A 17523-nucleotide genomic window follows, 5' to 3' on the forward strand; every position below is an offset into this window, starting at 1 on the left:
CGCGATCGGACATGACCCGGGGGGTGCAGTGAACAGGACGGTGGTCAGCTTCTTCACTTGCTGGCTGGCAGCCCTGCTCTCGCCTCCTCCCGGCGCTCATGCCGATGAATTCCGGACGCCATCGATCTCCGCCATGCGGGTCGAATGGCGGGCCGCGCTCGACGAGTTGCGGCAGGAGATCGGCAGCCGCCCGGCGGTCGCCGCCAACTTCACCTTCGCCGGACAGCGCCGCGTTCCCGCCTCTGATCCGCGCGCAACGCCCGCGCTGGTGCAGTTGAACGCCGTGACCACGCCGCTGTTTCCCGGTATCGCGCAGAGCCCTGTTCCCGTGCTGCTGCCGTTCGACGCGGCCGACTATCTCGACGCGCGTCGAGGCGGTGCATCGGATAGTTTGCCGGTCGCGCGCTATCAGGCCGACTTCCGCGCCGTCGATGTCTTCGATGCCGGTGCGTCCGGCTACGACGCGGTGTTCTCGCTCGAGCCCGGTGCCGGCGACGGCATGCCGCAACGGATTTTTGCAAAGCCGGTCGAGGTGCAGATCACCGGCTCGATCCTGGTCTACGACCTCGCCGACCGGCTCGGCGGCAAGGGCGAGCCGGTCAAGACGCTGGCCGCCCAGTTCCCGGACCTTCGCCGCTTCATCCGCGAAGGCTATGTCCGCTACGCCTTCACCCGGTTCGGGATTCCCTATGTGGTCTCGATCCAGTGCCTCGACAGCGCGCCGCGGCCGAAGCGGCTGGCATGCCGCGAAGCCTATCCGGTTGCCGAACGCTTCCTGAAGGCGTTGCGCGTCGCCGGCGGCCAGCCGTCGCGGCCGCGCAGCGACACGGCCTCCGGCATTGCCGAGCGGCCGATCGCGCAATCGGCCGACTTCAGCTACCGGCCGAGCGGCGACATCGTCGCGGGCAGCGGCGGGCGCAGGCAGAGCGGCCACGCCGACTTCACCGTCTATTCGCAGATCCGCTTTCCGCTCGAGAAGGCACCGGCCTTCGCGCATTCGCAATCCTTCGCCAGGCGCAAGGCCGGTGCGACCGTCGACGCGTATCCCTGGCAGGACAATTTCTGCGAGGCGCGCAGCTTCGAGGTCGGCCAATGCGCCAGCGGCTACGGCCATCAGGGCCAGGATATCCGGCCCGGCGCGTGCCCGGCCGACAGCAAGGACGGCTGCGATCCCAGGCAGCAGGTGGTCGTCGCGGTGCGTGACAGCATCGTGATCCGCTCCGCGCAGCAGCAGGCCGCGACCTTGCAGGTCAACACCCGCACCGAGCACGTCCGCTTCCGCTACATGCACATGAATCCGTCGGTGATGGACGCCGACGGCCTGCTCAACGGACGCCGCCTCGGCGAGGGCGAGAAGATCGGCGTGGTCTCGAACTACCTCGACCATCCGAACGGCACGTCACGGCATCTGCATTTCGACGTGCAGGTGTTCACGCGCGACGGCTGGCTCTGGGTCAACCCCTACACCACGCTGGTGTCGGCCTATGAGCGGCTGATCCGCGGCCGCGGCCGCGAGATCGGGCCGGAGCCCGGGCCTGCGGCCGCGGTGGCCCACGCCCTGCCGGACGACGTCGTACATCGCATCGACACCCAGGAAGGCGGCGGCAATTAGCGCGAAGCGGACCCCGGTTCGAGGCGCCTGCCAAAATATCGAAAACAACCCCATGCACAGTAGCCGGCGGCTGCCGTCATCCGACATGGCGACTTGACACGTCGGGCAACTCAGCGGCACAATTCCATTATTCCGAAATCGTGCAAACAAATCGTGCGCCGCTCGCCGGGGCGGCAATTGGCGCTGATTTCATCCCGGCCGGCGACGATTCGTGTGACGACGCCGCGAATATCAAAGCCCAACGCAACGTTCCGGTACTACCAGAGCAGGAACTGTTGCGGTCGCGCGCGAGAGTCTGTAAGGTTCAACCTATAATTGATGCATCGTTTCGACTTCCCGCAACGACAGGGAGATAGTCGTGTTCACAATTGTTGAAGAACCGTGCTCACATCACAGATACAATGATCTACCTGATGTTGCTGAAGCATTTGAAGCCCTTCGGCCTGCGCAACGGCGGTTGGACCAGCTTGTTGCGTCCGGCACAAGAGTATGTGCCGAGACTCCGTTCGCTCGTGGCGAATTAGGCGCTTTCCTCTTGCACAGGCATTGGGACCTGCGCGGCGAAGAAAGCATCATTGAACGTCCCGGCATCCATCCGACTGGCAGACCTGCACTTATCGCCCAAGCGGAGAGGCTTGCGAACGACAGGACAGCGGCGCCCAGCCGTTTCCTGGTCGACGCGGAACGCCGCGAACTGACGGCGCTTGAATTTTCTTCAGACAAAGCCGTCACTCATGCTTGGGCTGCTCTCGTAGCACAACCGGCGTTGCTGCAAGACATCTGCTCACTCGTCGCTGACAGCGGATTGTCCAATCAAGTCGGGCTGGCAATCCTTGCGCGGGCGGTTTCGGTCCCCGAGGGACAGGAATTGGTCGAAGAGAATTGGAGTCGCATGAGTGTCACGAGCGCTCAGCCACTCCCAGTTGCTGATGAAAACTTGACCGTTATCCCAACCGGATGGGCTTTTATTTCGAAGAAGATCCAAGCCGCTGGCTCCTGCATCGCCTATTGCATGTCAGCGGGCTCGTCGCCTCATTGTGTTCATCACTACAATCGGCCCCCTCAGGTGAAGGAGCAATAGCGATGGCCAACGAAGCCAAGCGATTGTTTTGCATTCGGATCCATCCGGATGATGCTCCACATTCGATCGTTGGAGTGGTGGCGGGTTCTGCAGATGAGGCAGAAAGGCTCGCGCGTGGGAAAACCGGTCTCAGCGCTGCACCTGCGTCAGTCACCGAGATTCCCGACGGCGAGGTTATGCTTGTCACATTCCGCTGACGCGCGGAGAAAACGAAAGCAGCAGCCTGGGCCGCTCAGCGCGGCCAACGATCACTTCGCCACCACCGCGCCTTGCAGCGCAGCCAGCGTGTCCGGCCCGTAGCGGCCGTCGGGTGCCCGCTTGAGCAGGCCGGCGCGCGCCAGCCGCTGTTCGACGGCCTTGCGCAACTCCGGGGTCAGCGAGGTGGTCGGCTTCTCGATCAGTAGCGCCCTTGCCACCGGCGAGCCGCCGCGCAGCGCCTCCAGGCCGTATTCGGCAGCCTTGCCGGGATCGCGCCTCAAGCCGCCGGCGCCCGCCATCAGGAGCGGCATCAGGCTCGCCTTCGCATTCATGTTGCCGATCGCCGCGGCGCGTTCGTAGAAGTCCGCGGCGCGCGCGAAATTGCGCGGTTCGCCGATGCCGCCGGCCGCCATGTTGCCGAGCATGACATTGCCGTCGCCGTCACCGAGCGCGGCGGCGCGCTGAAACAGCGTGCGGGCGGTGGCGTAATCCTTCACCGCGCCGGTGAGCCCAAGCAGCACATAGCCGACGCGGAGCATGGTTGCGGTGTGCTCGGTGGTGACGAGCTTTTCGATCCATTGCCGCGCCTGGCTGGCGTCCTTCGGCACGCCGGTGCCCTGAAGATACAGCACGGCAAGGAAGCCCATCGCCTGCGGATCGCCGGTGTCGGCAGCCCTGCGATACCATTGCGCAGCCTGCACCGCGTCGGCGGGACGTCCACGCCCGTTCTCGAACTCGATCGCAACATTGCGCATCGCCGGCACATTGCCCGCGGCGGCGGCCTGGTCGAACAGCGCCACCGCGCGCGGCAGGTCGGCAGCACCGCCCTCGCCCTTCTCGAGCATCACCGCGAGGTCGGACATCGCCGCAACCGAGCCCGCGGCCGCGGACTCCGTCAGCCAGTTCCGGGCCTCGGCAAGCTCTCCGGCGACGCTGAGCGCACGCGCCATCTGGAATTGCAGGCGGCGGTGGTCCGGCGCCTCCGCCAGCGCGGCACGACAGGCGTCGACGGCAAGCCGCGGCTGGATGTGATTGAGCGCGACGCCGGGCACGCCAGACGGCCGGTCGATATCCTCGGCCGACGCGGCAAGCTTGTCGCAGCCTTCCGCGGCGATGCGCGCCGTGGTCGGCAGCACGAGCGAGGCCGGCTGCGTGGTCGCAGGCGCCCCGCCGACCGGCGGCGACGGCGTGGCCGGCCGGCCGATGAAATAGAAATCGCCGAGCAGAGAGAACGTCACCTCGGGCAGTTGCCGCTCGTTGGTCGCCCGGTAGACGTCGCCCGCGACATGGCGAAACAGCGGGCCGATCTCGACACCGGGCTGGCTGACCTCCCGGATGAACGCGGCGGCGAACGGACTGTTGCGGCCCTCGCCGTCGGCCGCGACCGCGCCGGGCTGCGTCGAATAGGCGATCACGGTGCCCGCGGTCTGCTTGATCCGCGCGAGGCCGCGCACGATCGTCACGGCACGCGCGGGGTTCGCCTGCGCCAACAGCTGGTCGGCGAGCGGATTGTCGCGGCAGGCATCGAGCATCAGGATACGCACGCCGCTGGCGCGTTGCAGATCGGCGAGGATGTCGTCGACCCGCGCCATCTGCGCCCCGATGTCGGCGGCACCGGTCAGCCTGGCGTCGACCGGTACGAGATAGTTCGCGCCCTGGAATTGAAAGCCGTGACCGCCATAGAAGAACAGCGCGGCGTCGGCACCGGCCGCCGCATCGGCAAAGCGGCGGAATGCATCGTCCATGCCGTGCTTGTCGAGGTCGACGCCCTCCACCACCTCGAAGCCGGCGCCCCTTAGCATCCGCGCCACGTCCGTTGCGTCGTTGCGCGGATTGGGAAGCTGCACCGTGTTGCGATAGGCCGAATTGCCGATCACGAGTGCCACGCGTCGCTCGGCAGATGCGGGCCCCGTGATCGACACGCAGCCGATCAGGACAAGCGCCGCGCCTGCGAGCATGCGCCGGAGTGAGTACCGCATGGCCGTGCGCCGCCTATTTCTTCCAGGGTGCATCGCCGCGCGACGACGCCGCTGCGAAGACGCCCTGCTCGTAATCGATGAAGGCGCGGATCATCGCGCGGTACGCGGCCTCGGCAACCTTGGGCGACAACCCATCCTGCTCGGCGAGCGTCATCGCCTTCTTCACCACGGCCTCGGCCCGCTCGGGCGCCTCGACCTGCGCGGGGTTGGCCTTGAAGCGGGCGGCTTCATGGACATAGCGGCCGCGCTCGGCCATCAGGCGCACGATCTCGCGGTCGAGCCGGTCGATGTTGCTGCGCACCTCGCCAAGCGTCTTGCAGCAGGCGCCATTGTCGACGGTGGGACTGCCCCACAGCGCCGGGGCATTGGTTGCGGGCTCCTCGGCCCATGCCATTGCAGGAACAAGCAGCGTCAACAGAAGCACCGGCCATCGCATCGAACGCCTCCCAGCGGGCACGCATTGCGATTGTTATGCCGATTTCGCGCGCCGATGGAAGCCTCGCTTCCGACGGGACGACCGCGGGTTCCATTCGAAATCGCATCGATGCGCGGCGTCACACGCCGCGCGATGCGATCAGCCGATCTCCATTCCGGCCAACACCTCACCGACCTTCTTCAGGGCCTCCGGGGGCAATGGCAGGATCGGACGCGGCGGCTCGGCCACGCAGATCCCCCTGAGATTGGCGATCGCGTAGGCGACCCGCAGGCTCGAGAATGTCTTGAGCAGCCGCCAGACCGGTTCCAGGCTCGCGTCGAGCTGCCGTGCCCTGGCGGCATCGCCGCTTGCCACGGCCCGGACGATCTCGACGCAGACCTTGGGGAGGATTCCTCCGAGAACGCTGTACCAGGTCTCGCCACCCGCGAGCAGCGCCTCGGTGCAGTTCCAGTCGGCACTGTACCCCAACGAGAAGCCGTTCGGCACGACAGCCTGCAATTCGGCGATGTGGCCGGCGAGCGCGGACGCGTCCAGCGCGGGACTTTTCACCGCGATGATCCCGTCCAGGTGACTGAGGCGGCCGACCAGGGCCGGCGTGAATCGAAAATGCGTCGTGCCCGGATTGTCGTAGATGCAGATCGGCAATCCGCTTTCACGCGCCACGGTTTGAAAATGCTCGAAGACCTCATCGTCGGTCAGCGGGGTATAGGACACCGCCGCCAACAGCCCCGCCGCCGCGCCGGCATCCCGCGCATCCTGCGCCAGCTTCACCGCATCATCGGTGCGCAGCGCGCCGATGCCGACCAGGAGCGGCGTCTTGCCATCTGTGAGGGCGGCAGCCGCCTGCACGGCCCGCCGCCGCTCTTCGCGGCTGAAATACGGATATGACCCGGTGCTCCCGAGCAGCCCGATCGAATCCACCTTCGCCGCGATCAGCGGCTCCAGCAATGCGCGAAGCGCTCCCGCATCGACCTGGCCGTCTCGATTCGAGGGCGTGATCGGAAAGGCGGAAAGCCCCTTGAGATTGACCATTCGGTTGCTCCTGTTTCATGGCCGCCGCGCGAGCGGTGAAAGCGCATGCCGGCCGCAGCCGCCGCGCCATCAATCACCGCGCCCAATTCTGCTTGCAAGGTCCAGTTTGCTGCGGACTTCACGGCAAACTGGTCCAGTGCTCGACGGCCGTTGCAGCCCTGCGGAATTGGGCCGGCTTCGGTTGGAATTGCCGGCGGCTATTCCAGCATCGTGGTCAGCTGCGCGCCCTCGTCCGCGACGAACACCGCGATCAGCTCCGCCGGCTCCGTGGTGCTCGCATTGGCCGAGACCATGTGGGTCGAGCCCGGAGGCTCGAAGAAGGACTGGCCGACCTTGAAGGTCTCGACCGGCCCGCCGCCGAGCTGGGAGCGGATCTCGCCCTTGGTGATATAGGCCGTCACCGAGCCGGAATGGCGGTGCGGCGGCGTGAAGCCGCCCGGCCCGTAGAATACCCGCACGACGGTGACGCGCTTGCCCGGCACGTTCGGCAGCGCATGCGAGGTGATGACCTCGACCTTGTCGAGCGGCGATGCCGCATTGGCGCTCGCGCACAGCGGCGCGATCACCGCGGAGATCGCGTCCATCGGCGTCGGCAAGGTCTTGCCGATCACGAAGGCGCAGGCCAGTCCCGCAACCACGGCGAGCGAGACCGGCCGCGGCGGCCGCGCGAATGGTAGAGATGGTGTCATCGTCATCGAGCTCATCGTTCGTCTCCCCTGGTCGGTTGTCGTTTACTCGGTCTCGACGTCACGACGCCGCTGCGTCCGCCTTCTGCCGGCGCGGCGGCGGTGTCCAGCGATAGGCGGCGCCGAACCGGTTCCAGACATTGATCGATGCGATCGCCGAGGTCAGATAGGTCAGTTCCTGCTCGGAGAATTCGGCGGCTACCTCCGCATAGATCGCGTCGCTGACGCCGTTCGGCAGGGTCGTCAGCGCTTCGGTCCAGGCCAGCGCCGCGCGCTCGCGGGCCGAGAATTGCGGGGCCTCGCGCCACACCACGACGAGGTTCAGCTTGTCTGTGGGCACGCCGAGGCTCTCGCTCTGCAGGATATGATACTGCACGCAGAAGGCGCAGCCGTTGATCTGCGAGGCGCGCAGCTTGACGAGCTCCAGCAGCTGCTTGTCGAGGCCGGCCTTCGCCGCGAACTGGCCGAGCGCACGCACGGCGGCGAACACGTCGGGGGCGAGCTTCTCGAAGTCGGTGTATTCCTTGCGGGCATGTGACATTGGCGTGGCCTCATGTTATCAGTATACTGACATATTATCAGAGCTCTGATATTGAGCAAGACGCGGACATTGGCGGCGGCAACATGGCGGGATTGCAGAAACGCGGCAAATCAGCTGCCGCTGGTCGGCGGCCGGCGGGGAAAGCGACCGGCAAGATTGCGACCGGGGCGGACGCGGCCGCCGCTCTGCCCGCCGCCGCCGTCCCGCCGCCGGGCGAAGGCAAGCGCGGCGAACAGGGCTATCTCGCCTATCTGCTGCGCCAGGCCCATGCGGCCTCGCGGTTGTCGATGGAGCGCGAGCTTGGGCAGCTCGGCGTCACCTCGCCGCAATTCGTGGTGCTGACCATGCTGAAGGCCTATCCAGGCCTGTCGGGCGCCGATCTGGCCCGGGTGGCACTGCTGACCCCGCAGACCGTCAGCGTGATCATCCGCAACCTCGAGCGCGACGGCGCGATCCGCAAGACCCCACACCCGGTCCACGGCCGGGTGCTGCAATGGACGCTGACCAGCCATGGAACCGCGCTGCTGGAGAAATGCCGCCATATCGCGCAGGCCCAGGAGCGCCGGCTCGCGGCCAGCCTCGACCCGAAGGCGGAACAGGTGGTGCGCCAGTGGCTGTCAAAAATCGCCATAGATTTGCAAGATATCTAGCTCCTGCGGCGGCGTGGCTTTTGGCTCACCGGATCGGCGCCGCTACACTGGCCCGATGAAACAGCCTGATTCTTTGAAATCCCCTGCCCGCCGCGCCGTCCTGAAGGCAGCGCTCGCGGCAGGCGTGACGCTCGGCACTCCGCTCGGCGCGTTGGCCGCCGCGCCTGCGGGCTTCGATCAGTGGCGCGACAATTTTCGCGCCCGCGCATTGGCAAAAGGCATTTCAGAGGCGACCTGGAATCGCTGCATGGGACGGGTCGAGCCCGACATGAGCGTGTTCAAGCAGATACGCAACCAGCCTGAATTCCACGAGCAGGTCTGGCAGTACATCAACCGCCGCGTCTCTGACTGGCGCATCATCCACGGCCGCGAGGCGCTGAAGAAGAACGAGGCGCTGTTCGGCCGGATCGAGCGCGACTTCGGCGTCGAGCGCGGCACGCTGCTCGCATTGTGGGGCGTTGAATCAGCCTATGGCGATCCGCTGGTGCAGCAGAACCACATGACGCCGGTGTTTCCCTCGCTCGCGGCGCTCGCCTGGAACGAGCCGCGGCGCAAGGCCTATTGGGAAACTGAGCTGATCAACGCGATGAAGATCGTGCAGCGCGGCTGGAGCACGCCGGACGAGATGAACGGCTCCTGGGCCGGCGCGATGGGCCATTCGCAGTGGATGCCGGAAGTCTGGCTCAATGTCGGCTTCGACTATGATGGCGACGGCAAGGTCTCGCCGTTCGGCCGCCCCGACGACGCGCTGGGCTCGACCGCGAAGTATCTCGTCAATCGCGGCAAGTGGCACCGCGGCGAGCACTGGGGCTACGAGGTCCGCGCACCCGGCGGCGGCGCCAGCGGCAGCCGCACTTACGCGGCCTGGGCCAGCGCCGGCGTCGTCCGCGCCGACGGCCAGGCGTTTCCGCAGCCGAACGCCTCGGCGCAGCTCTGGATCCCGGTCGCGGGCGGTCCGGCCTTCCTGCTCGGTCCGAATTTCAATTCGGTGAAGAGCTACAATCCGTCGATGAACTACGCGCTGGCGATCTGCCATCTCGGCGATCGCTGTCTCGGGGGGCCGCCCTTCATCCAGCCGTTCCCGGGCTCGGAGCGCGCCCTGACGCTCGCCGAGGTGCAGGAGATGCAGACGCGGCTGACCAAAGCCGGCTTCGACACCGGCGGCACCGACGGCCGCGTCGGCAACGACACCATGAAGGCGATCAAGGACTATCAGAACAAGATGGGTCTGCTGCCCGCCGATGGTTACGGCGGGCTCAAGGTGCTGGCGCGGTTGCGGCAAGGCAGCTAGCTTGCCATTGCGATCTGCGTAGCCCGGATGGAGCGTAGCGAAATCCGGGGCGGCTCTCGCATTTGAATACGACCGGTCCCGGATTACGCTGCGCTTGCTCTAGCCGCTCGAAGGCTGCCGCACGACGCCTCCGGCGTTCATGCCGCCGTCGATCACGAGTTCGGTCCCCGTCACATAACGCGACGCATCCGAGGCGAGATAGAGCACGCCCTGGGCGATCTCGATGGCCTGGCCGGCGCGGCCGAGCGGGGTGGCGAACCTGGCGCGCTCCTCGGGATCGATCGGCGCGTTCTGGCCGGCGCCCGTCGCGCCGGTCGGGATCTTGCCCCAGATCGGCGTGTCGATGATCCCGGGATGCACCGAGTTGACGCGGATGCCGTCATTCACCTGCGCGCATTCCATCGCGATCGACTTGGCGAACAGCCGCACCGCGCCCTTGGTGGCGCTGTAGCCCGAGAGCGTCGCCGCGCCGCGCAGGCCGGCCAGCGACGACATCATGATGATCGAGCCGCCGCCAGTTTTACGCATCAGCGGCAGCGAATGCTTCACCGACAGGAACACGCCGTCGAGATTGATCGCGGTCTGCCGGCGCCAGTCCGCCAGCGTCATGTCGACAATCGAAGGCGCCCCGATGCCGATGCCGGCATTCGAGACCATGATGTCGAGGCGGCCATGGCGCTTGCCGATCTCAGCGACGATTTCGATCCAGCGCTCCTCGCTGGTGACGTCCTGCGGCAGGAACGTCACGTTGCGACCGGCCTTCTTGAGCCGCGCCGCGAGCTCGGGTCCCCGCAACTCGTCGATATCGGTCGCAACGACCGTCGCGCCTTCCTGCGCGAACAATTCGACGATGGCCTCGCCGATCCCCGACGCGCCGCCGGTCACCAGCGCGACCTTGCCTTCAACCTGTCCTGCCATGTCCTCTCCCAAATTTTCTTATCGGATCACCGTCGGGCCCTGGTCCGGTGCCGCGACGTCGAGGACACGGAATTGCACACGTTCGGTGCCTTGCCAACGGTCGACTGCGAGAGAGCCCGCCACGTGCAATTGCTGGCCGCGATTTTGCGTCAAGGCGCTGCCGAGCTTCTGTCCGACGGAGCGGAATGCGATACCGTTGACGATCGACCCATCGCCGGACTTGAAGCGCAGCCGCAGATGCGCCTGCCCGACCTCGTCGGCATAGACCAGCTGATGCGACGGCAGCGCGATCACCGGCTCCGGATTGGCGGCACCGAACGGACCGGCGCGGTTGAGCGTCGCGGCGAATTCAGCCGTCACCGCGCGCGCGGTCACGGCGCCGTCGATGAACAGCTCGTTCTCGTGGCGCGAGTTGGCGACATCGGCGGCGAGCGCGTTCTCCATGTAGGCGCGGAATTCGGCGAGCTTCTCCTTGCGCAGCGTGACGCCGGCGGCCATGGCGTGGCCGCCGCCTTTCATCAGGAGGCCGTCATGCACGGCCTGCCGCACCGCTTTGCCAATATCGACGCCGCCGATCGAGCGGCCCGACCCGGTGCCGATGCCGCCCGGCTCGAGCGCGATCGCAAACGCCGGACGCGCGAACTTCTCCTTCAGCCGCGCCGCGACCAGCCCGACCACGCCGGGGTGCCAGCCCTCCGCCGCGGTGACAATGACCGCGCCCTTGTCCTCGAGGCCGAGCGAGGCCAGCGCCTCGGCTTCGGCCTGCGCCTCGGCCGCCTGCTCGATCACGCGCCGCTCGGCATTGAGGCGATCGAGCTCGGCGGCGATCCGCGCGGCCTCCGAGACATCGCCTTCGAGCAACAGCCGCACGCCGAGATCGGCGCGCCCGATCCGGCCGCCGGCATTGATGCGCGGCCCCAGCATGAAACCGAGATGCCAGGCCTCGGGCGGCCCATTGAGCCGCGACACATCCATCAGCGCGGTGTGGCCGACATGGTCGCGGCGGCGCATCGCGATCAGGCCTTTTGCAACGAAGGCCCGGTTGAGCCCGATCAGCGGCGCGACGTCGGCGACGGTGCCGAGGGCGACGTGATGCAGCACGCTGAGCAGATCCGGCTCCGGCATCTCGCTGCTCCAGAAGCCGCGCTGGCGCAGCTCGCGATTGACGGCGACCAGCGTCACCAGCACGAGGCCGACGGCGGCGAGATGACCGAGCCCGGAGAGATCGTCGGGCCGGTTCGGATTCACCAGCGCGTCCACTTCAGGCAGTTCATCGCCGGTCTGGTGATGATCGATCACGACGACCGACATGCCGAGCTTCTTCGCTTCGGCCAAAGGCTTGATGCTGGTGGTGCCGCAATCGACCGTGACCAGCAGCGTCGCGCCCTTGGCCGCCAGTGCGCGGACAGCGTCGACGTTCGGCCCATAGCCTTCGAAGATACGGTCGGGAATGTGGATCAGCGGATCCAGCCCGCAATGGCGCAGATGCCAGGTCAGCAGCGCCGCCGAGGTCGCGCCGTCGACGTCATAGTCGCCGAAGATCGCGACCTTCTCGCCGCGCACCGCCGCATCCGCGATGCGTTTGGCGGCATGCTCCATCTCGGTGACCGTGTGCGGATCCGGCATCAGCTTGCGGATGGTCGGGTCGAGGAAGTCGGCGACCTCGTCGATGGCGACGTCGCGCCCCGCCAGCACCCGCGCCAGCATTTCCGGCAGATTGTGCCGCTGCACGATGGCAAGCGCCCGCGCCGCCCCGCGCGGATCCAGCCGGTCGCGCCAGAGCTTTCCGGTCAGCGACCGCGCCACGCCGAGGAACGCCGGTGGCGCCTCGATCGGCAGTGCGGATGCGTGCAGCGTCATGATTCCTTTCCAATCGGGTGGGAATCGTAACGCTTGGATGATTTGTGGGCCAGTTCTAGCAGCCCATCCGGCTGGCGATTTCCCCGAAATCCTTGGCCACAATGTCCCACGCACCGGTGGCCTCGAAGTCGTATTTCTGCAGCGGGCCGTATTCGCTCGGACGCGCCACGAAGGCGGTCTTCAGGCCATGCTTCTGCGCGTGCTTGAGATCGTAATTGTGCGCGGCGACCATCATCACCTGCTCCGGCGGCAGGCAGAGCAGCTTTGCCGCGCCGAGATAGGTTTCCGGATCGGGCTTGTAGTGCTCGAACAGCTCGGCCGACATCACGAGATCCCAGGGGAGACCAGCGAACTTCGCCATGTTGGTGAGCAGCGCGACGTTGCCGTTGGACAGCGGCGCGATGATGTATTTGCTCTTCAGCCGGGCCAGGCCGGCGACGCTGTCGGGCCACCCATGCAGGCGATGCCAGCCCAGCGTCAAATGCTGCAGGTCGGCCTCGGTGAGCCCCTTGACGTCGAACTGTGCGACCAGCTTCTCGAGCGAGCGGCGATGCAGGACGTCGAGGATGACGTAGCCGTTCTGCGGGTTCTTGCGCACCTCGTCCATCGAGGCCGCATAGACCGCGCGCCAGCCATCGACCAGCGCGGTCCAGTCGGCCTTGATGCCGCGTGTCTCGCCCCACTTGCTGAAATCGTTGATCAGGCTGGTGCGCCAATCGACGACGGTGCCGAACACGTCGAACACCAGTGCCTTGACGCCGGACAGATCGGACATGCTCGTCTCCCGTTTTCTTGTTGTTGCTTACGTCACTCTCTCCTCGTCATTCCGGGATGCGCCTCTTGGCGCAGGCCCGGAATCCATACTCCCGATGGTGGTTATGGATTCCGGGCTCGTCCTTCGGACGCCCCGGAATGACGATGTCCGCTCAATCCAGGTGGAATTTCTCCAGCTGGCGGTGCTCGGCCTTGATGTAGCGCACGGTGCCGGTGACCGAGCGCATCACGACGGTCTCGGTCTCGATCACGTCCTTCTTGAACTTGACGCCGGTCAGGAGCGAGCCGGTGGTGACGCCGGTGGCGGCGAACAGGCAGTCGCCCTTGGCCATGTCCTCGATGCCGTAGATCATCTTCGGATCGATGACGCCCATCTTGTGCGCACGCTCGCGCTTCTCCTCGGTGTCGAGGATCAGGCGGCACTGCATCTGGCCGCCGATGCAGCGCAGCGCGACCGCCGCCAGCACGCCCTCGGGCGCGCCGCCGGTGCCGATATACATGTCGACGCCGGTTTCATCGGGCTTGGCGCAATGAATGACACCGGCGACGTCGCCGTCGGTGATCAGCTGCACGGCAGCACCGGTCGAGCGCACGCTGTTGATGATGTCGGCATGGCGCGGACGGTCGAGCACCAGCACGTTGATGGCGGTGGGGTCGACGCCCTTGGCCTTGGCGAGCCGGCGCACGTTGTCGGCGGGCGGCGCGTCGAGCTCGATCACGTTCTTGGCGTAGCCCGGACCGATCGCGATCTTCTGCATGTAGACGTCGGGGGCGTGCAGCAGCGTGCCGCCATCGGCCATCGCCATGGTGGCGATCGAGCCCGGCATGTTCTTGGCGCACAGCGTGGTGCCTTCGAGCGGGTCGACCGCGATGTCGACCTTGGGACCGGCGTTGAGGCCGACCTTCTCGCCGATGAACAGCATCGGCGCCTCGTCGCGCTCGCCCTCGCCGATCACGACCGTGCCCTCGATCGGCAGCTTGTTGAGCTCGCGCCGCATCGCGTCGACCGCCGCCTTGTCGGCGGCCTTCTCCTGGCCATGGCCGCGCAGCCGCGCAGCCGACACCGCCGCGCGCTCCGTCACGCGCACGATTTCGAGCGTCAGGATGCGCTCGAGCAGCATCTGCGGCGGAACGGAAATATGGGTCGACATCGGCGTACTCCTTAAGCCTCTGGGACAGGCCAGCCTGCCCGCATCAATCGTCTCACGCCCGACCCGTTCAGGCCATGCGCTAGTTTTTCTCGATCCGGATCACCTGCGGACGGCCGCTGATGACCTTATCGCGCTGCACTGCGGCCAGCGCCCGATGCACGGCATCCTCGCTGGTCGCATAGGTAATCAGAATGACCGGAACCGGTGAAGGTTTTTTGGCCGCACCGTTCACATCGACGCCATCGGGGTGCCGTTGCACGATGGATTCCAGAGATATCTTCTGTTCCGCCAGCCTCGTGGCGATTGTTGCGGCAGTGCCTGCAAGATCGCGCGCCATCAGGCGGATATAATAGCCACCCTCATGGCGTTCCATCGGCGCCTTGGTGGTGTCGCGCAACCGCTCCACCGGGCGGCCGAACGGCTTGGCGCGGATGCCGCGGGCGACGTCGGCAATGTCGGCGACCACCGCGGAGGCGGTCGCGCCGCCGCCGGCGCCGGGGCCGACCAGGGTGATGGGCGGAATCCCCTCGCCGTCGATCGCGACCGCGTTGGTGACGCCCATCACCTGCGCGATCGAGGATGATTTCGGCACCATGGTCGGGTGCACGCGCTGCTCAATGCCCTTTGCCGTGCGCACGGCGACACCGAGCAGCTTGACGCGATAGCCGAGTTCCGCGGCGGCCTTGAGGTCTTCCGGCGTGATCGAGGAGATGCCCTCGACGTAGACAGCGCTTTCGGCGACCTTGGTTCCGAACGCCAGGCTCGCCAGGATCGCGAGCTTCTGCGCGGTGTCGTGACCATCGACGTCGAACGACGGATTGGCTTCGGCATAGCCGAGACGCTGGGCGTCCTTCAGGCATTCCTCGAACGACAGGCCCTCCTGCTCCATCCGGGTCAGGATGTAGTTGCAGGTGCCGTTGAGGATGCCATAGACGCGGTTGACGCTGGTGCCGGCGAGGCCCTCGCGCAACGTCTTGATGACCGGGATCGCCGCACCGACCGCGGCCTCGAAGTTCAATGCGCCGCCATGCTTCTCGGCGGCGGCTGCGAGCCGCAGGCCGTGCTTGGCGATCAGCGCCTTGTTGGCGGTCACAACCGACTTGCCCGCCTTCAGCGCGGTCTCGATCGCCGACAGCGCGGGATCGCCGGCGCCGCCCATCAGTTCGACGAAGCAATCGATATTGGGATCTTCGGCCAGCGCCTCCGGGCTCTTCGCCCAGGCGATGCCGCGCAAATCGAGGCCGCGCTTCTTGGCCTTCGAGCGCGCGGTGACGGCGACGACGCGAACGCCTCGGCCGCTGCGCTCGGCCAGCGCGCGCGCTTGCGTTTCGATCAGGCGGACGACATCGGCACCGACGGTGCCGAGCCCCGCTATGCCCACGTTCAGGGGTGCGACCATGGATTTAAGGGACCTGGAGATTAAGCAACCTGGAAGGATTAGCGCCGGTTGGCGAGAGGAACGACGTTGTGCAACGTTTCGATGCCGCTTTCAAGGAAGCGGCGCACGCCGCGCGCGGCCTGCCGGATGCGCTGCTCGTTCTCCACCATCGCGATGCGGACATAGCCTTCGCCATGCTCGCCGAACGCAACGCCGGGCGACACCACAACGCCGGATTTCTCCACCATCAGGGTCGCGAACTGCATGCTGCCGACCGCCTCGAATTCCTTGGGCAGCGGCGCCCAGGCAAACATCGAAGCTTGTGGCGGCGGAATGTCCCAGCCGGCGCGGCCAAATGACTCAACCAGCGCGTCGCGGCGCTTGCGGTAGGTGTCGCGCATCTCGCGGATGCAGTCGTCGGGACCGTTCAGCGCCGCGGTCGCCGCCACCTGGACCGGCGTGAAGGCGCCGTAATCGAGATAGGATTTGACCCGCGCCAGTGCCGCGATGATGCGCTCATTGCCGACCGCAAAGCCCATGCGCCAGCCGGCCATCGAGAAGGTCTTCGACATCGAGGTGAACTCGACGGTGACGTCGATCGCGCCGGGCACCTGCAGCACCGACGGCGGCGGATTGTTGTCGTCGAAATAGACTTCGGCGTAGGCGAGGTCCGACAGGATGAAGATGTCGTGCTTCTTCGCGAACGCGACGAGATCCTTGTAGAAATCGAGGTCCGCGACATAGGCGGTCGGGTTCGACGGGTAGCAGACGATCAGCGCGATCGGCTTCGGAATCGAATGGATGATCGCCCGCTCGACCGCCTCGAAGAACTGCGGGGTCGGCTCCGACGGCACCGAGCGGATCACCCCGCCCGCCATCAGGAAGCCGAAGGCATGGATCGGGTAGCTCGGATTCGGGCACAGCACGACGTCGCCGGGCGCGGTGATCGCCTGCGCCACGTTGGCGAACCCCTCCTTCGAGCCGAGCGTCGCCACCACCTGGGTATCGGGGTTGAGCTTGACTCCGAACCGGCGCGCATAATAGGCGGCCTGGGCCTTGCGCAGGCCGTTGATGCCGCGCGAGGCCGAGTAGCGGTCGGTCCGCGGCTTGCCCAGCGTCTCCTTGAGCTTCTCGATCACATGCGGCGGGGTCGGCAGGTCCGGATTGCCCATGCCCATGTCGATGATGTCGGCCCCGGCATTGCGCGCGGCCGCCTTGGCCTGGTTGACCTTTTCAAAGACGTAAGGCGGCAGACGGCGAATGCGGTAAAAATCTTCCATGGGACCCTTGCTCCGACAACCGCGATGCCAGAATCGACCCCCTTGGACTGGTTGCGGAAGCCGATCTGGCCTCTTTACAGAAATCGCACTGAATCAATGACTTAGGGCGAATTCAGGCGCACGATCTGGGGGCTGCGGCCGGACCTGCGGTTGAACTGGGTTTCTTTTAGCACGGACACCGGGCGGCGCCAGCGCTGATCGGCCAATCGGGCGCTTACTTGCCGCTCTGGGTCGACCCCTGGGCCTGTGCCTGGGTCTGGCGTTCGCGCGCCGCAATCAGCTCCTGCTCGATCTTGGCCTGATCGGCCGGCTTGATCATCGGATCGGCCCGGTCGGGCGGCAGGTCATGGACCGGCAGGTAGCCGCTGGGATCCTTGGCCCGCGCCGGCGCATCGGCCGGCATGGCCATATCGGCAATCGTGCTCGAGCACCCGCTCAGCGCCATCATTGACGCGAGCAGCACCACGGCCGCGAGCCCCCTGTTCATCTGATCGATCGGCATGCGCCGAATTGTCCCCAACAAGCTAAGCGCGCACGTCGCACATTGCCGACACGGGTCGCACTGGTACGAGCCTTGCAGCGTCCCCGCTGCGTTAATTCCGACTTCAGCGTTTCAAACCATTGTCGCCCGAAACGCTTAAAGCGGGAACAACAAA

The 17523-nt window shown here is 66.4% G+C and carries 17 protein-coding genes; 5 read left to right on the plus strand and 12 right to left on the minus strand.

Annotation, left to right across the window (positions count from 1 at the left end):
• Nucleotides 1-28: 28 nt before the first annotated feature.
• From BRSPCE3_RS10505 to BRSPCE3_RS10515, 3 genes are all read left to right on the plus strand, one after another.
• Nucleotides 29-1612, plus strand: a complete 1584-nt coding sequence (locus BRSPCE3_RS10505; protein ID WP_244065703.1) for a M23 family peptidase — start codon at nucleotides 29-31, stop codon at nucleotides 1610-1612.
• Nucleotides 1613-1970: 358 nt separating this feature from the next.
• The gene (locus BRSPCE3_RS10510; protein ID WP_244065704.1) at nucleotides 1971-2693 is read left to right on the plus strand and encodes a hypothetical protein; all 723 of its coding nucleotides are present in this window, start codon (nucleotides 1971-1973) and stop codon (nucleotides 2691-2693) included.
• Between the two features lie 2 nt (nucleotides 2694-2695).
• Nucleotides 2696-2890 carry a hypothetical protein gene (locus tag BRSPCE3_RS10515; RefSeq protein WP_244065705.1) on the plus strand — a complete coding sequence of 65 codons (195 nt, stop codon included), beginning with the start codon at nucleotides 2696-2698 and terminating at the stop codon, nucleotides 2888-2890.
• A 51-nt stretch (nucleotides 2891-2941) separates the two neighbouring features.
• Here the strand turns inward: BRSPCE3_RS10515 and BRSPCE3_RS10520 are convergent, their stop codons facing one another.
• The 5 genes from BRSPCE3_RS10520 to BRSPCE3_RS10540 all read right to left on the minus strand — a co-directional run bounded on the left by BRSPCE3_RS10520 (nucleotide 2942) and on the right by BRSPCE3_RS10540 (nucleotide 7565).
• The gene (locus BRSPCE3_RS10520; protein WP_244065706.1) at nucleotides 2942-4870 is read right to left on the minus strand and encodes a caspase family protein; all 1929 of its coding nucleotides are present in this window, start codon (nucleotides 4868-4870) and stop codon (nucleotides 2942-2944) included.
• Nucleotides 4871-4883: 13 nt separating this feature from the next.
• Complete coding sequence (locus BRSPCE3_RS10525) at nucleotides 4884-5306, minus strand: chorismate mutase (protein WP_244065707.1); 423 nt, start codon at nucleotides 5304-5306, stop codon at nucleotides 4884-4886.
• 138 nt (nucleotides 5307-5444) lie between these two features.
• The gene (locus BRSPCE3_RS10530) at nucleotides 5445-6338 is read right to left on the minus strand and encodes a dihydrodipicolinate synthase family protein (RefSeq protein ID WP_244065708.1); all 894 of its coding nucleotides are present in this window, start codon (nucleotides 6336-6338) and stop codon (nucleotides 5445-5447) included.
• Nucleotides 6339-6535: 197 nt separating this feature from the next.
• Complete coding sequence (locus BRSPCE3_RS10535; protein ID WP_244065709.1) at nucleotides 6536-7042, minus strand: cupin domain-containing protein; 507 nt, start codon at nucleotides 7040-7042, stop codon at nucleotides 6536-6538.
• Nucleotides 7043-7085: 43 nt separating this feature from the next.
• Nucleotides 7086-7565, minus strand: a complete 480-nt coding sequence (locus tag BRSPCE3_RS10540) for a carboxymuconolactone decarboxylase family protein (protein ID WP_244065710.1) — start codon at nucleotides 7563-7565, stop codon at nucleotides 7086-7088.
• Nucleotides 7566-7648: 83 nt separating this feature from the next.
• On the opposite strand from BRSPCE3_RS10540, the gene BRSPCE3_RS10545 reads away from it, so the two are divergent.
• Nucleotides 7649-8215 (plus strand): MarR family winged helix-turn-helix transcriptional regulator, encoded by a 567-nt coding sequence (locus BRSPCE3_RS10545; protein ID WP_244065848.1) that lies wholly within the window; start codon nucleotides 7649-7651, stop codon nucleotides 8213-8215.
• A 55-nt stretch (nucleotides 8216-8270) separates the two neighbouring features.
• Nucleotides 8271-9506: a lytic murein transglycosylase gene (locus BRSPCE3_RS10550; RefSeq protein ID WP_244065711.1), complete on the plus strand. Its 1236-nt coding sequence runs from the start codon at nucleotides 8271-8273 to the stop codon at nucleotides 9504-9506.
• A gap of 99 nt (nucleotides 9507-9605) precedes the next feature.
• On the opposite strand, the gene BRSPCE3_RS10555 is transcribed toward BRSPCE3_RS10550, so the two are convergent.
• The 7 genes from BRSPCE3_RS10555 to BRSPCE3_RS10585 form a co-directional block, all read right to left on the minus strand.
• Nucleotides 9606-10424 (minus strand): SDR family NAD(P)-dependent oxidoreductase, encoded by an 819-nt coding sequence (locus BRSPCE3_RS10555; protein ID WP_244065712.1) that lies wholly within the window; start codon nucleotides 10422-10424, stop codon nucleotides 9606-9608.
• Nucleotides 10425-10442: 18 nt separating this feature from the next.
• Nucleotides 10443-12284, minus strand: coding sequence for a single-stranded-DNA-specific exonuclease RecJ (gene recJ, locus BRSPCE3_RS10560; RefSeq protein WP_244065713.1), 1842 nt, complete (start codon nucleotides 12282-12284; stop codon nucleotides 10443-10445).
• A gap of 55 nt (nucleotides 12285-12339) precedes the next feature.
• On the minus strand, nucleotides 12340-13059 hold the full coding sequence (locus BRSPCE3_RS10565) for a haloacid dehalogenase type II (RefSeq protein WP_244065714.1): 720 nt from the start codon (nucleotides 13057-13059) through the stop codon (nucleotides 12340-12342).
• A gap of 151 nt (nucleotides 13060-13210) precedes the next feature.
• A complete protein-coding gene (gene glpX, locus BRSPCE3_RS10570) occupies nucleotides 13211-14209 on the minus strand; it encodes a class II fructose-bisphosphatase (protein WP_029083354.1) in 999 nt (332 codons plus the stop codon).
• A gap of 79 nt (nucleotides 14210-14288) precedes the next feature.
• Nucleotides 14289-15608: a homoserine dehydrogenase gene (locus BRSPCE3_RS10575; protein WP_244065715.1), complete on the minus strand. Its 1320-nt coding sequence runs from the start codon at nucleotides 15606-15608 to the stop codon at nucleotides 14289-14291.
• 38 nt (nucleotides 15609-15646) lie between these two features.
• Nucleotides 15647-16867, minus strand: coding sequence for an LL-diaminopimelate aminotransferase (locus BRSPCE3_RS10580; protein WP_244065716.1), 1221 nt, complete (start codon nucleotides 16865-16867; stop codon nucleotides 15647-15649).
• A gap of 214 nt (nucleotides 16868-17081) precedes the next feature.
• Nucleotides 17082-17369, minus strand: a complete 288-nt coding sequence (locus BRSPCE3_RS10585) for a hypothetical protein (RefSeq protein ID WP_244065717.1) — start codon at nucleotides 17367-17369, stop codon at nucleotides 17082-17084.
• Nucleotides 17370-17523 lie beyond the last annotated feature (154 nt).

This window comes from Bradyrhizobium sp. Ce-3 (assembly GCF_022835695.1).
In the GTDB taxonomy this organism is placed as follows: domain Bacteria; phylum Pseudomonadota; class Alphaproteobacteria; order Rhizobiales; family Xanthobacteraceae; genus Bradyrhizobium.